This window comes from Methylophaga sulfidovorans, from assembly GCF_900114205.1.
Classification (GTDB): Bacteria; Pseudomonadota; Gammaproteobacteria; order Nitrosococcales; family Methylophagaceae; genus Methylophaga; species Methylophaga sulfidovorans.
In genome coordinates, this window is record NZ_FOSH01000012.1 from 1 (window position 1) to 12,926 (window position 12,926).

A 12,926-nucleotide genomic window follows, 5' to 3' on the forward strand; every position below is an offset into this window, starting at 1 on the left:
GGGAGTTCCCATGTGAAAGTAGGTCACTGCCAGGCTTTAATATAATAGAAAAGCCCGATTCGAATGAGTCGGGCTTTTTTATTGCCTGTCAGGTTTATACAGAGACTTTTTTGAGCGTGTTAACACCCCATATGACCGCCAATGGCTCCTGCATTGATGGCATCCGTCCATCCTTGAGCAGAAAAAGCACTTCTTAATATCACCTTAAGCTAAGTCCATTATTGTGGCGGCCTGTATTTATGGACCGGTATTATGCTTAATTACGCACTTGCTTTAGCTGATTTATACAAAACAATCTTTGAGCCAATAGAATATTTTATATATAAAACTAGACGCGACGGTTTATAGCTGTTATTCTTGGTTCCAGTTTTTAAAACCCCCTCCAAAATTAAGACAATTCAACTCATCAATCGATGTGTTTCAAGGCATTTCTATATAAAAATCCCATTCTTAGGTAATACATGAATCTGACAGAACTGAAAAAGCAGTCAGCTGCTGAATTAATGGAACTCGCTCTCTCCATGAATCTTGAGGGCTTAGCAAGAAACCGAAAACAAGAACTTATATTCGCGATAGTCAAAGCTCATTCTAAACAGGGCGAAGATGTTGTCACGACCGGTGTATTAGAACTGTTACCAGACGGTTTCGGTTTTCTAAGGTCACCGGAAGATTCTTATGTAGCTGGACCTGACGATGTTTACGTATCACCAAGTCAGATTCGACGATTTCACTTAAGAACCGGCGATACGATTAAAGGTAAAATCCGACCACCGAAAGATAGCGAGCGTTATTTTGCTTTAGTCAAAGTCGAAGAAATCAATTACGAAAAGCCTGATAAGTCCCGCAATAAAGTCCCTTTTGAAAATCTAACACCATTATTTCCGAACGAGCGTTTTACTTTAGAGCGCGGTAACGGCAGTACCGAAGACCTAACTGCACGTGTCATTGATCTTGCATCACCACTTGGTAAAGGACAACGTGGACTTATCGTGGCCCCACCAAAGTCCGGTAAGACTATGATCATGCAATCAATTGCACAATCAATTGCAACAAACTATCCAGATAGTGACTTAATTGTTCTATTAATTGATGAGCGACCTGAAGAAGTAACTGAAATGCAGCGCTCAGTCCGTGGTGAAGTGGTTTCAAGTACTTTCGATGAACCTGCCACACGCCATGTACAAGTTGCTGAGATGGTTATCGAAAAGGCAAAACGTCTTGTTGAACATAAACACGATGTTGTCATCTTGCTTGATTCAATTACCCGTCTTGCCAGAGCCTACAATACTGTAGCTCCATCGTCCGGTAAAGTCTTGACAGGTGGTGTTGATGCCAATGCTCTACAAAGACCAAAACGCTTTTTTGGTGCGGCTAGAAACATTGAAGAGGGCGGCAGCCTGACAATTATTGCTACTGCCTTGATAGAAACTGGCTCACGTATGGATGAAGTCATTTTCGAGGAGTTCAAAGGTACTGGTAATATGGAAGTATTACTTGAACGTAAATTGGCTGATCGTCGTATGTACCCAGCTATTAATGTCACACGTTCAGGTACACGTCGCGAAGAGTTGCTGACAACCGAAGAAGATCTGCAAAAACTGTGGATTCTGAGAAAGATCATTGCTCAAATGGAACCGGTAGAAGCAATGGAATTCTTAATGGATAGATTAAAATCAACAAAAACAAATGTTGAATTTTTCGATTCAATGAAACAGGGGTAAACGCTCTCTGTGCTTCCACCTGCCATATTTATCATGGGGCCTACTGCAGCAGGGAAAACTGACCTTGCTCTAGAGCTTGCAACGAGATATCCAGTTGAAATTATCAGTGTGGACTCAGCCCTTGTCTATAGAGGAATGGATATCGGAACAGCCAAACCGAATGCAGAGATATTAAAAAAATATCCTCATTATTTGGTTGATATCGCAGAGCCATCAGATACATACTCTGCAGGTCAGTTCCGAGATGATGCACTTCGTATTATGGCGGATATAACCTCAAGAGGAAAGGTGCCATTACTTGTTGGTGGCACAATGCTATATTTTAAAACGCTTCAGTATGGCATTGCTGATTTGCCGCCTGCTAATAGTCAGGTCAGAGAAAAACTAGATATTGAAATGCGCGAGCTGGGCCGTGAAGCTTTGCATGATAGGTTAAAAAAAATAGATCCTGTTTCTGCTGAGCGAATTCACATTAATGATCCGCAACGTTTGCAACGAGCACTTGAGGTTTTCGAGTTATCAGGTAAAACGTTAACTGAGCTAACGCAAAATGAACATGACAGCCTAGCTTACAATATTTCTAAAGTCATTATTTCACCATTCAAAAGATCGGTCTTGCATAATCGAATCGCAGAGCGTTATCAGAAGATGGTGGCTAATGGATTTATTGATGAAGTAAAGAAATTGTATCAGCGTGATGACTGTCATATGAACTTACCGTCAATACGTGCGGTCGGTTATCGTCAGGCATGGTCTTATTTAGACGGAAACTACGAGTACGATGAGTTTATTTTTCGTGCTATTGTCGCTACACGTCAGATGGCTAAACGACAACTCACGTGGTTGCGCGCTCAAAATGATGGTGTCTGGTTTGACAGTAGTGATGGATTACCTGTTGATGAAGTCAATCAATATCTTATCGAGCAGGTTCCACAGTTGATGAATAATGCTTGACGATTCTGTTAAGGCTTTTAGAATGAGTCATTCAGGCAGTTTAAAATAATAACAATATATGGAGTGAATGATGGCAAAAGCACAGACTCTTCAAGATCCTTTCTTGAATGCGTTACGGAAAGAAAATATTCCTGTTTCTATTTATTTAGTTAACGGTATTAAATTACAAGGTCAGATTGATTCGTTTGATCAGTTTGTCATCTTACTCAAAAACTCGGTCAATCAAATGGTGTATAAACACGCTATTTCAACGATTGTTCCGGCTCGTAATGTTAATATTAATCACGAAGAATAGGAGCTTTTGATTGTTTGATCGGCCGGATATTCAAACAGCTTTTGATGATTCATCAGAAAAAGAAGCTGTTGTCTTGGTTCATCTGAATTTTAATGATTCTGACTATGATGACTCTCAACAAGAGTTTATAGAATTAGTTGGGTCAACAGGTGCAAAGATTGCTGCAATAATTCAAGGTAAACGTCATCGTCCGGATCCCAAGTTCTTCGCTGGTAGCGGAAAGGTGGATGAGATCGCTGAACACGTTATGGCTGCCGATGCAGCCTTAGTGATCTTTAATCATGAATTATCACCTAGTCAGGAACGTAATCTTGAACAAAAATTAAAATGTCGGGTATTAGGACGTACAGGCTTAATTCTTGATATTTTTGCAAGAAGAGCGCGTTCACATGAAGGTAAGCTACAAGTTGAGCTCGCTCAACTTCAACACTTGTCAACACGACTAGTACGAGGTTGGACTCACCTTGAAAGACAAAAAGGTGGGATTGGTTTACGTGGGCCAGGTGAAACGCAGCTGGAAACGGATCGTCGTTTATTAGGGCAGCGAATAAAGTCGCTAAAAAAACGATTAGGAAAAGTTCAGTCTCAACGTGAACAAGGTCGGCGTTCTCGCCAACGTGGAGGCGTACCAGTTGTTTCTCTCGTCGGTTATACAAACATGGGTAAATCGACGTTGTTCAACAAAATAACGTCTGCAAAAGTCTATGCTGATGACAGGTTATTCGCTACGCTTGATCCTACTTTGCGTCGAGTTAAATTACATGATACTGAACTGCTTATCTTGGCTGATACAGTTGGGTTTATCCGTGATTTACCGCATGATCTTGTTGAATCATTCAGCTCAACTCTCGAAGAAACCCGTGATGCGGAGTTATTGCTACACGTAGTTGATTGTGGCGCTAATGATCGTGATGATCTTATTCATCACGTAAATGAAGTTTTAAAACAAATCGAAGCGGATGAAGTAAGACAGTTAATTGTCTATAACAAAATAGACAATGTTGAAGATATTTCACCGCGAATTGAAAGAGATGATGAGGGAAATATTCATCGCATTTGGTTATCTGCAAAAACGGGTGAAGGATTAGATCTGTTGCGAGAAGCCTTACAAGAATATTTTCCAGAAGAATCATTTTCAGAATATGTCGAAGCTTAGATACGGTTTTGGTTGCTTATAGTTACCATGTCCGTAAAATAGGCTTGTTTGAAGTAAATTCTCTGTTTTATCAATTTGGAGAGCTACATGGCTTGGAATGAACCCGGAAACGGTGATAAAGACCCGTGGGGTAATCGTGGCAATGATGGGCCACCTGATTTAGACGAAGTTATCCGAAATATGCAACGTAAATTAGGTGGCATTTTTGGTGGTAACGGAAATAATAACAATGGGAATAATTCTTCAGGCCGAGGTGGTTTTTTCGGTTTTGGACTAATTGCCGTAATCGCCATACTCGTTTGGATTGCATCAGGTATTTATATCGTTGATCCGGCAGAACGTGGTGTCGTTCTTCGCTTTGGTCAATACGAGACAACGACAATGCCTGGTCCTCACTGGCATTTACCTAGCCCGATTGAGAAAGTTGAAGTGGTGAATGTTGAAGAAATTCGTACTGCTGAAATTGGCTATCGCAGTGGTGGAAGCCGAGGTGGTGGCACCATTCATTCTGAATCATTAATGTTGACGAAAGATGAAAACATTATCGATTTGAAAATTGCTGTGCAATATCGTGTTCAGGATGCGCCTAAGTATCTTTTCAATGTTAGAAATCCTGATGTGATTCTTCGTCAGATGATGGAGAGTGCTGTTCGTGAAACAGTAGGCCGTTCTAATATGGATTTCGTTTTAACTGAAGGCCGTAGCGCGATTGCCAATAGTACTGAGCAGTTATTGCAAACAATGTTAGATGCCCATGAAATGGGGTTATTAGTCACTAGTGTGAATATGCAAGACGTGCAACCACCTGAGCAAGTTCAAGCAGCCTTTGCTGATGTTGTTAAAGCTCGTGAAGATGAAGTGCGTCAGAAAAATCAGGCGGAAGCATACTCAAATGATGTGCTGCCAAAAGCACGTGGTAAAGCATTTAGAATTGTGCAGGAAGCGGAAGCATACAAGAGTCAAATCATTGCAAAAGCTGAAGGTGATGCAAGTCGCTTTAGCCAAGTCGTGACTGAATACGATAAAGCGCCGGATATCACTGCAGAAAGACTCTATCTGGATACTATGGAATCAGTTTACTCAAAAAGCCAAAAAGTTATGGTTGATGTGAAAAATGGTGGCAGTAATGTGCTGTATCTACCATTGGATAGAATGAGTCGACGTGGTAACCCAACACAATTAGATTTGGATAGTTTTAATTATCCGTCTTCAACCTCAACTTCTAGTTCATCTTCTAATAAAAGTTCATCAAGCGATGACGCTCGTAGCAGAGGAGGTCGCTAAATGAGTTCTCGGTTAACATTGATTTTAATTTTGCTCGCCGTTGTGGTTGTTACTCTTTCATCATCTGTCTTTGTTGTTGATGAACGCCAAAAAGTACTGCTATTACGCTTAGGGCAAATTGAGAAGGCTGATTTTAAGCCTGGTATTCATTTTAAAGCGCCTTTTATCACGGAAGTACGTAAATTTGATGGACGTGAAATGGCACTTGATGCACCACCAGCCAGATATCTGACTGGTGAGAAAAAGAATGTAATCGTCGATTCATTCATCATTTGGCGGATAAGTGATGTTGCAACTTATTTCAGATCAATGGGTGGTGACGAAGACCGTGCTGCATCAAGACTTTCTCAAATCATCAAAGATGGCTTAAGAGCCGAGTTTGGTCGCAAAACGATTCAGCAAGTGGTATCTGGTGATCGTGTTGCAATGGTTCAAGATATTTTGAAAGAAGCTAATCGGGTTGCTGAGGGCTTTGGTATCTCAATTTCCAATGTTCGTATTAAACGTATCGACTTACCTCCAGAAGTCAGTTCCTCTGTGTATACCCGTATGGAAGCTGAGCGTGAACGTGTAGCAAAAGAACTACGTTCTCAGGGTGCAGAAGAAGCCGAAAAGATTCGTTCTGATGCTGACCGTCAACGCGCCGTAATCATTGCTGAAGCTAAACGCCAGGCAGAAGAATTACGTGGTGAAGGTGATGCAAAAGCGACTGACATTTATGCGAAAGCATATGGCAAAAATGAAGCGTTTTATTCTCTTTATCGCCGCTTATCAGCCTATAAAAACATCTTTAATAGTGATGATATGCTGGTTATTGAACCTAAAGGTGATTTTTTCAAGCGATTTAACGACGTTGAATTGCCTGAGAAGTGAACCAAGAATTCATTCATAGTTTATTGATTGCAACGGCATTAGTCCTCATTATTGAGGGCATAATGCCGTTTCTTAATCCAACTATGTTTAAACGTGCGTTATTACAAACTGTAAGCATGAATGATAGACAAATTCGTATGATTGGCTTGATAAGTATGTTTACAGGTTTGATTTTTTTGTACTGGATAAATTAACTCATAATGACTATCAAAGAGAGTTGGCTGTTACCCGAAGGTATCGATGAACTCATGCCTCAAGAAGCGGCACAACTTGAGAAAATGCACCGAACCCTGGTTGACTTCATGCGAAGTTGGGGCTACCAGTTAGTTGTTCCACCACTAGTAGAGTATCTGGACTCTTTACTAACGGGTACCGCTAAAACACTCGATATACAAACCTTCAAACTAACAGATCAAATGTCTGGAAGAATGTTGGGTATTCGTGCTGATATGACACCTCAAGTTGCCAGAATTGCAGCACATAAACTGCGTAATGAAGCTGATATTCTCAGACTGTGCTATATCGGAAGCGTGCTCCACACCTTACCAACTGGATTGGATGGCGCCAGGAATCCTATCCAACTTGGCGCTGAAATATATGGACATGCCGGACCTGAAAGCGATATTGAAAGTATTGAACTGATGGTGGCATTACTCAATGTTTCCGGTGCTGTTTCAAAGATGGCATTAGATATCGGTCATGTTGGTGTTTATAGAGGTTTAGCTGAGTTTGCCCAGTTAACAGATAGTCAGGAGCAAGAATTATTTTCTGCGTTACAGCGAAAAGCTTCAGCAGAAATAAACGCCTTGCTGCAAGCTTATGACATCAGCGCAGATGCAAAGCAGATGTTACAAGAACTCTCTGAACTCAATGGTGATCAATCTGTACTAGAGCGTGCTAAGAAAGTATTAAATAAAGCACCACAATCGGTTCAAGATGCCTTAACGACACTTGAACAAATAGCAAACGCGCTGACTCAAAGACTTCCAGATATTGCTATTAATTTTGATCTAGCTGAATTACGCGGCTATCACTATCACACAGGTGTTGTTTTTGCAGCCTATAAACCTAACTCATCGCATGCGATAGCAGCAGGTGGGCGTTATGATGATATCGGCGAAGCTTTTGGTTTGGCGCAACCAGCCACCGGCTTTAGTCTTGATTTGAAAAAGTTGGTCACTGAACTTCCAACTCAAAAACTTCACCAAGAAACAATTGGTGTGCAATGGTCTGAAGATACAAGCCTGCATACTGCTGTCAAAACATTACGTGAATCAGGTAAAGTGGTTATTTATCAATTCCCTGGTTCTGAAACTCCAACTACACACACATTGGTAAAACTAGATGGTCACTGGCAAGTGACTGAAACAGGAACACAAACTCGTGGCTAAAAATATTGTTGTAATTGGCTCCCAGTGGGGCGATGAAGGTAAAGGTAAATTAGTTGATTTACTGACGGATAATGTTTCCGCTGTTGTTCGTTTTCAAGGTGGCCATAATGCGGGTCATACCTTGGTGATTGACGGTAAAAAAACAGTCTTACACCTTATTCCATCAGGCATTCTTCGTGAGAACGTTCAATGTTTGATCGGTAATGGTGTAGTCGTCTGTCCTGAAGCTCTTCTGAAAGAAATGAATGAGTTAGAGTCAAACGGTATCCCTGTTCGCGAACGTCTGAAAATCAGCGCTGCCTGCCCACTTATCCTGCCTTACCATATTGCGCTAGACCAAGCGCGTGAACTGCGCCTAGGAAAAGCGGCTATCGGTACGACTGGCCGTGGTATTGGTCCAGCATACGAAGACAAAGTGGGCCGTCGTGGTCTGCGTGTCGGTGATTTGATGAATGAAAAATCCTTTGCTGAGAAGTTAAAGGAAGTCATGGAATTTCATAATTTCTCACTGATTAATTACTATCAGGTTGAACCTGTCAGTTATGAAAAAGTACTAAAAGATACATTAGCCATGCGTGATGTATTAATCCCGCTAATTGCTGATATCCCCGCAATGCTGCAGGCATATCATAAAGCAGGTGACAATGTGATGTTTGAGGGTGCACAGGGTGCATTACTTGATATTGATCATGGTACATACCCTTATGTGACTTCTTCTAATACCACAGCCGGAGGCAGTGCAACCGGTTCTGGTGTAGGTCCTTGTCACATTGATTATGTTTTGGGCATCACAAAAGCCTATGCAACACGTGTTGGCGGCGGCCCATTTCCTTCTGAGCTTTTTGATGAAACGGGTAAATACCTGGCAGAAAAAGGTATGGAAAAAGGTGCGACAACGGGGCGTGATCGCCGTTGTGGTTGGTTAGATATGGTGGCATTAAACCGCGCTAGCTGGATCAACAGTATAACGGGATTATGCCTGACCAAATTAGATGTTCTGGATGGCATTGAAACGATTCGTTTGTGTGTTGCTTATGAAAAAAATGGGCAACCAGTCGATATCCTGCCTTTAAGTGCAGATGAGTTTGACGGTTGTAAACCTGTCTATATCGACATGCCAGGCTGGAAAGAATCTACCTTGGGCATCACTCAATATGAAGAACTGCCTGAAAATGCACGTGCCTATATTGAAAAGGTTGAGAGCCTTGCCGGGGTACCGATTGATATAATTTCAACCGGCCCTGACCGCCGGGAAACAATTATCAGACGAGATTTATTCGAAGTCTAGATGTAAAAAAAGCCCTCAAACGAGGGCTTTTTTTATTATGATTCTTTGGGCGAAACAGCTGCCATCAATGCTGAATAATCTGTATTGTCCAGCCCCATATCCAGTGTCTTTTGTAGAAGTGACTCAATACCTTTGAGTGCACTTGTGTCCAAGCCAAGTTCGTTAGCCACAGACAAGAAAAGACGCGTGTCTTTTGCCAGATGTTTGGTTGGGAAGTTAGGTTCGGAGAAATCTCGATCAACCATACGTGTCAGTTTCTTATCGAAAGTCGGTGCGTAGAGCGCACTGTCACGAACGATTTTCATAAACTGCTCAGTGGCAATGCCTTCTTTTTCCACTAAGGCTAAACTCAATGCAAAACTGGCTGTCAGTCCGGCAATTAACTGATTCATAGCAAGTTTGACAGTAGCACCTTGTCCAATATCACCTATGTATTGTGGTTCATGGCCAATGAGCTCAAGTAAGGGTAATGCAGTATTAAAGTCAGATTTTTCACCTGCAGCCATTAAAATTAATTTGCCACTGCCTGCTTCTGGTAGGCTGCCTAGCACTGGACATTCAAGATATCGACCTCCTGTTGCCCTCACTTGATTGGCAAGTGTGCGCGACTCTTCAGGTGCAATTGTGGCCATTTGAATGATGAGACAGTCTTCAAAGGCTGAGTTATCAATATCATCCAGGACAGAGCTAATAGCTTTTGCATCACTTAAGAAAAGCAAACAAATATCAGATTGCTCAATCAGTGCTTGCGCAGATGTCGCTACAGCGGCACCTCTGGCTTTTAACTCATCACACTTTTCTAAGCTGCGATTGAAGACGACGAGGGGTTGATTCTCTGCTAATAAGTGATGTGATAGGGCTTGCCCCATCAGGCCTGTTCCTATTAATCCTATTTTCATAAGCTATGATTTAATCCTTATGCGAATAAAACTGTCACTATGCCATAGATGCCAGCGACGTTGTGAGATAGAATAATGTCCCATTTTACAGTAGATACAGGGGAATACTGTGTACAAGAAAAACATGACCATCGCTGGCTTTGACGATGACGTGTTCAATGCAATCGCTGCGGAAGATAAACGTCAAGAAGATCATATTGAACTGATCGCTTCAGAAAATTATACAAGCCCTCGTGTAATGGAAGCTCAGGGCTCATCTTTAACTAATAAATATGCTGAAGGTTATCCGGGCAAACGTTATTACGGTGGTTGTGAACATGTTGACACAGTAGAAGCCATTGCTATCGAACGTGCTAAAGAATTATTTGGTGCGGATTATGCCAATGTGCAACCACATTCTGGTTCCCAAGCTAACGCAGCGGTTTATCTCGCTTTACTACAAGCTGGTGACACCATTTTAGGCATGAGTCTGGCTCATGGTGGCCATCTGACACACGGTGCTAAAGTCAGTGCTTCAGGAAAAATCTATAACTCAGTTTCATATGGTTTGAATGCTGAAACCGGTGAAATTGATTATGACGAAGTAGAGCGTCTAGCTAAAGAACATCAGCCAAAAATGATTGTGGCTGGTTTTTCAGCTTATTCTCGCGTAGTTGATTGGCAACGTTTTCGTGATATAGCTGATGCGGTCGGTGCTTATTTACTGGTTGATATGGCCCACGTAGCAGGGCTGGTTGCCGCAGGACTATATCCTAACCCAGTGCAAATTGCTGATGTCACAACGACAACAACGCATAAAACATTACGTGGTCCACGTGGCGGCTTGATTCTGGCCAAAGCGAATCCTGAAATTGAGAAAAAACTGAACTCTGCTGTATTCCCTGGCTTTCAAGGTGGTCCTTTAATGCATGTCATTGCAGCTAAAGCGATTGCATTTAAAGAAGCGATGTTGCCAGAGTTCAAAACGTATCAGGAACAAGTGATTAAAAACGCTCGTGTTATGGCTGATGTGTTTATGACGCGTGGTTATGATGTTGTTTCAAACGGTACCGATGACCACTTATTCTTAGTGAGCTTTATTGAAGCGGGCCTGACTGGTAAAGATGTCGATGCCTGGTTAGGTGCTGCTCATATTACCGTCAATAAAAACGCGGTTCCTAATGATCCTCAATCACCTTTTGTGACATCAGGTATCCGTGTTGGTACACCTGCTGTGACAACACGAGGTTTTAAAGAAGAAGAGTGTCGCGATCTGGCAAACTGGATGTGTGATGTGATTGATGCGGCAGGCAGTGAGCAAGTCATTAACGATGTTAAGAGCAAAGTTAAGGCTGTTTGTGATCGTTTGCCTGTTTACTCTTAAGCTTCGGTAACACTATGCGCTGTCCCTTTTGTGGTGCAGATGATTCTAAAGTTGTCGATTCCCGACTGTCGGCGGAGGGCGATGCCATCCGCCGGCGTCGTATGTGTGTGGAGTGTAATGAACGCTTCACCACTTACGAAACAGCCGAATTAAGTCTGCCACGACTTATCAAACGTGATCGCTCTCGTGAGTTATTTGATGAAAATAAATTACGTGCAGGTTTTATGCGAGCACTGGAAAAAAGACCCGTCAGCATTGATGCGGTTGATAGCGCAGTTAAAACCATTACTCGTCGACTGTGGGCAACTGGGGAACGGGAAGTAGATAGTCGCTTAGTCGGTGACTGGGTAATGGATGCACTTCGTGAGTTAGATGAAGTCGCCTATGTCCGTTTTGCTTCGGTTTATCGAAGTTTTCAGGACGTGAATGCCTTTCGTGAAGAAATCGAGCGAATGGAAAATAAATCTGAAGCGGATGATAAATAATAAACATGTTCATCGGCACTGATATCTTCCTCCAACTGATACTCAGTGCTATAAATTTCGTTATGATGACTGTTAATCGCTATTTGTTTCAAATAAAGAGAATCAATCATGGCTTCTGCTGAATTTTATATGGCTAGAGCCATAGAACTTGCCAAGCACGGGCTTTATACCACTGATCCCAATCCTCGCGTTGGCTGTGTCATTGTCAAAGATAATGAGATTGTTGGCGAAGGCTGGCATCAGCGGGCGGGTGAAGGTCACGCTGAAGTGAATGCACTTCACCAGGCTGGAGATAATGCCAAAGGTGCTGATTGTTACGTTACTCTTGAACCGTGCAGTCATTATGGACGAACTCCTCCCTGTGCTGATGCCTTAGTTAATGCGGGAGTCAAGCGTGTCTTTATTGCGATGACGGATCCGAATCCTGTTGTGTCTGGCTCCGGCATACACCGCTTGCGAGAGGCAGGTATTGAAGTTCATACCAAGCTGTTAAGTTCAGAGTCTGAGAAGCTTAATCCAGGTTTTTCGCATCGTATGCGCTATGGGCGGCCATATATAAGAAGTAAAGTCGCTATGAGTCTTGATGGTCGCACAGCAATGGCTTCTGGCGAAAGTAAATGGATAACCGGACCGATGGCCAGACTTGATGTACAAAAACTGCGTGCACGTAGTTCAGCCATCATGACAGGTATTGGTACAGTACTTGCCGATGATCCGCAGATGAATGTGCGATTTTCTCAGTCAGATGACAATTGGTATCCTTCCGGACAGAAAGTCAGACAACCACTTAAAATTGTGGTTGATAGTGAAGGGCGCTTGCCCGCAGATGCTCAAATTCTTAAAGAAGGTAAAGTGTTGGTGATTACGGCGAAAGATATTGCTGTAACCGATGCGGCTGAATGTCTGGTCCTGCCTTCGTCTGATAATAATATTGATTTGAATGCATTAATGGCTGTTTTAGCTCAGCGTGAAATAAATGAGTTAATGGTAGAGGCCGGTGGTGTTTTGAATGGCGCTTTATTGAAAGCGGGCCTAATTGATGAGTTAATTATTTATATGGCACCTAAAATCATGGGTGATATGGCTCGTGGCGTCTTTCATTTACCTGATATGGTGTCTATGGCTCAGAATATTTCTTTAGAAATCGATGATATTCGTGCAGTGGGGCAAGATTGGCGTATCACTGCAAAACCTATATATAGCGAGGAATCTTAATC

The 12,926-nt window shown here is 42.3% G+C and carries 14 protein-coding genes; 13 read left to right on the plus strand and 1 reads right to left on the minus strand.

Features of this window, described 5'->3' with window-relative positions; all coding sequences use genetic code 11:
• From BM232_RS14975 to BM232_RS10485, 10 genes are all read left to right on the plus strand, one after another.
• The coding region (locus BM232_RS14975; RefSeq protein ID WP_218153331.1) for a hypothetical protein at nt 1–197 on the plus strand (197 nt) is incomplete at its 5' end.
• 264 nt (nt 198–461) lie between these two features.
• The gene (rho, locus tag BM232_RS10445) at nt 462–1,721 is read left to right on the plus strand and encodes a transcription termination factor Rho (protein ID WP_091714373.1); all 1,260 of its coding nucleotides are present in this window, start codon (nt 462–464) and stop codon (nt 1,719–1,721) included.
• A 33-nt stretch (nt 1,722–1,754) separates the two neighbouring features.
• A complete protein-coding gene (gene miaA, locus BM232_RS10450; RefSeq protein WP_218153332.1) occupies nt 1,755–2,675 on the plus strand; it encodes a tRNA (adenosine(37)-N6)-dimethylallyltransferase MiaA in 921 nt (306 codons plus the stop codon).
• Between the two features lie 70 nt (nt 2,676–2,745).
• Nucleotides 2,746–2,970: an RNA chaperone Hfq gene (gene hfq / locus BM232_RS10455; RefSeq protein WP_007144701.1), complete on the plus strand. Its 225-nt coding sequence runs from the start codon at nt 2,746–2,748 to the stop codon at nt 2,968–2,970.
• 10 nt (nt 2,971–2,980) lie between these two features.
• Nucleotides 2,981–4,126: a ribosome rescue GTPase HflX gene (gene hflX, locus BM232_RS10460; protein ID WP_091714375.1), complete on the plus strand. Its 1,146-nt coding sequence runs from the start codon at nt 2,981–2,983 to the stop codon at nt 4,124–4,126.
• 87 nt (nt 4,127–4,213) lie between these two features.
• Nucleotides 4,214–5,410 (plus strand): FtsH protease activity modulator HflK, encoded by a 1,197-nt coding sequence (hflK, locus tag BM232_RS10465; protein ID WP_091714376.1) that lies wholly within the window; start codon nt 4,214–4,216, stop codon nt 5,408–5,410.
• Complete coding sequence (hflC, locus tag BM232_RS10470; RefSeq protein WP_091714377.1) at nt 5,411–6,283, plus strand: protease modulator HflC; 873 nt, start codon at nt 5,411–5,413, stop codon at nt 6,281–6,283. It begins immediately after the preceding gene.
• Nucleotides 6,280–6,477: a DUF2065 domain-containing protein gene (locus BM232_RS10475; protein WP_091714379.1), complete on the plus strand. Its 198-nt coding sequence runs from the start codon at nt 6,280–6,282 to the stop codon at nt 6,475–6,477. Before hflC ends, BM232_RS10475 begins: the two co-directional genes overlap by 4 nt.
• A gap of 6 nt (nt 6,478–6,483) precedes the next feature.
• A complete protein-coding gene (locus BM232_RS10480; RefSeq protein ID WP_091714382.1) occupies nt 6,484–7,674 on the plus strand; it encodes an ATP phosphoribosyltransferase regulatory subunit in 1,191 nt (396 codons plus the stop codon).
• Entirely contained in the window at nt 7,667–8,962 is a 1,296-nt protein-coding gene (locus BM232_RS10485; RefSeq protein WP_091714385.1) for an adenylosuccinate synthase, read from the plus strand. The genes BM232_RS10480 and BM232_RS10485 overlap by 8 nt, the downstream gene beginning before the upstream one ends.
• Nucleotides 8,963–8,997: 35 nt before the next feature.
• Here BM232_RS10485 and BM232_RS10490 read toward each other — a convergent pair whose 3' ends face one another.
• Complete coding sequence (locus tag BM232_RS10490) at nt 8,998–9,861, minus strand: NAD(P)-dependent oxidoreductase (RefSeq protein ID WP_091714387.1); 864 nt, start codon at nt 9,859–9,861, stop codon at nt 8,998–9,000.
• 109 nt (nt 9,862–9,970) lie between these two features.
• Here BM232_RS10490 and glyA point away from each other — a divergent pair, with 109 nt between their 5' ends.
• The 3 genes from glyA to ribD all read left to right on the plus strand — a co-directional run bounded on the left by glyA (nt 9,971) and on the right by ribD (nt 12,924).
• A complete protein-coding gene (gene glyA, locus BM232_RS10495; RefSeq protein WP_218153333.1) occupies nt 9,971–11,224 on the plus strand; it encodes a serine hydroxymethyltransferase in 1,254 nt (417 codons plus the stop codon).
• Between the two features lie 14 nt (nt 11,225–11,238).
• On the plus strand, nt 11,239–11,709 hold the full coding sequence (gene nrdR, locus BM232_RS10500; RefSeq protein WP_091714393.1) for a transcriptional regulator NrdR: 471 nt from the start codon (nt 11,239–11,241) through the stop codon (nt 11,707–11,709).
• A 108-nt stretch (nt 11,710–11,817) separates the two neighbouring features.
• Complete coding sequence (gene ribD / locus BM232_RS10505) at nt 11,818–12,924, plus strand: bifunctional diaminohydroxyphosphoribosylaminopyrimidine deaminase/5-amino-6-(5-phosphoribosylamino)uracil reductase RibD (protein WP_091714395.1); 1,107 nt, start codon at nt 11,818–11,820, stop codon at nt 12,922–12,924.
• Nucleotides 12,925–12,926: the final 2 nt, after the last annotated feature.

Excerpts from the sequence above, each read along its gene's own strand:
- miaA (WP_218153332.1), top strand. The coding sequence starts at position 1,755 with ATGGGGCCTACTGCAGCAGGGAAAACTGACCTTGCTCTAGAGCTTGCA.
- BM232_RS10490 (WP_091714387.1), bottom strand. The coding sequence starts at position 9,861 with ATGAAAATAGGATTAATAGGAACAGGCCTGATGGGGCAAGCCCTATCA.
- hflC (WP_091714377.1), top strand. The coding sequence starts at position 5,411 with ATGAGTTCTCGGTTAACATTGATTTTAATTTTGCTCGCCGTTGTGGTT.
- BM232_RS10480 (WP_091714382.1), top strand. The coding sequence starts at position 6,484 with ATGACTATCAAAGAGAGTTGGCTGTTACCCGAAGGTATCGATGAACTC.
- hflK (WP_091714376.1), top strand. The coding sequence starts at position 4,214 with ATGGCTTGGAATGAACCCGGAAACGGTGATAAAGACCCGTGGGGTAAT.
- nrdR (WP_091714393.1), top strand. The coding sequence starts at position 11,239 with ATGCGCTGTCCCTTTTGTGGTGCAGATGATTCTAAAGTTGTCGATTCC.
- ribD (WP_091714395.1), top strand. The coding sequence starts at position 11,818 with ATGGCTTCTGCTGAATTTTATATGGCTAGAGCCATAGAACTTGCCAAG.
- rho (WP_091714373.1), top strand. The coding sequence starts at position 462 with ATGAATCTGACAGAACTGAAAAAGCAGTCAGCTGCTGAATTAATGGAA.
- hfq (WP_007144701.1), top strand. The coding sequence starts at position 2,746 with ATGGCAAAAGCACAGACTCTTCAAGATCCTTTCTTGAATGCGTTACGG.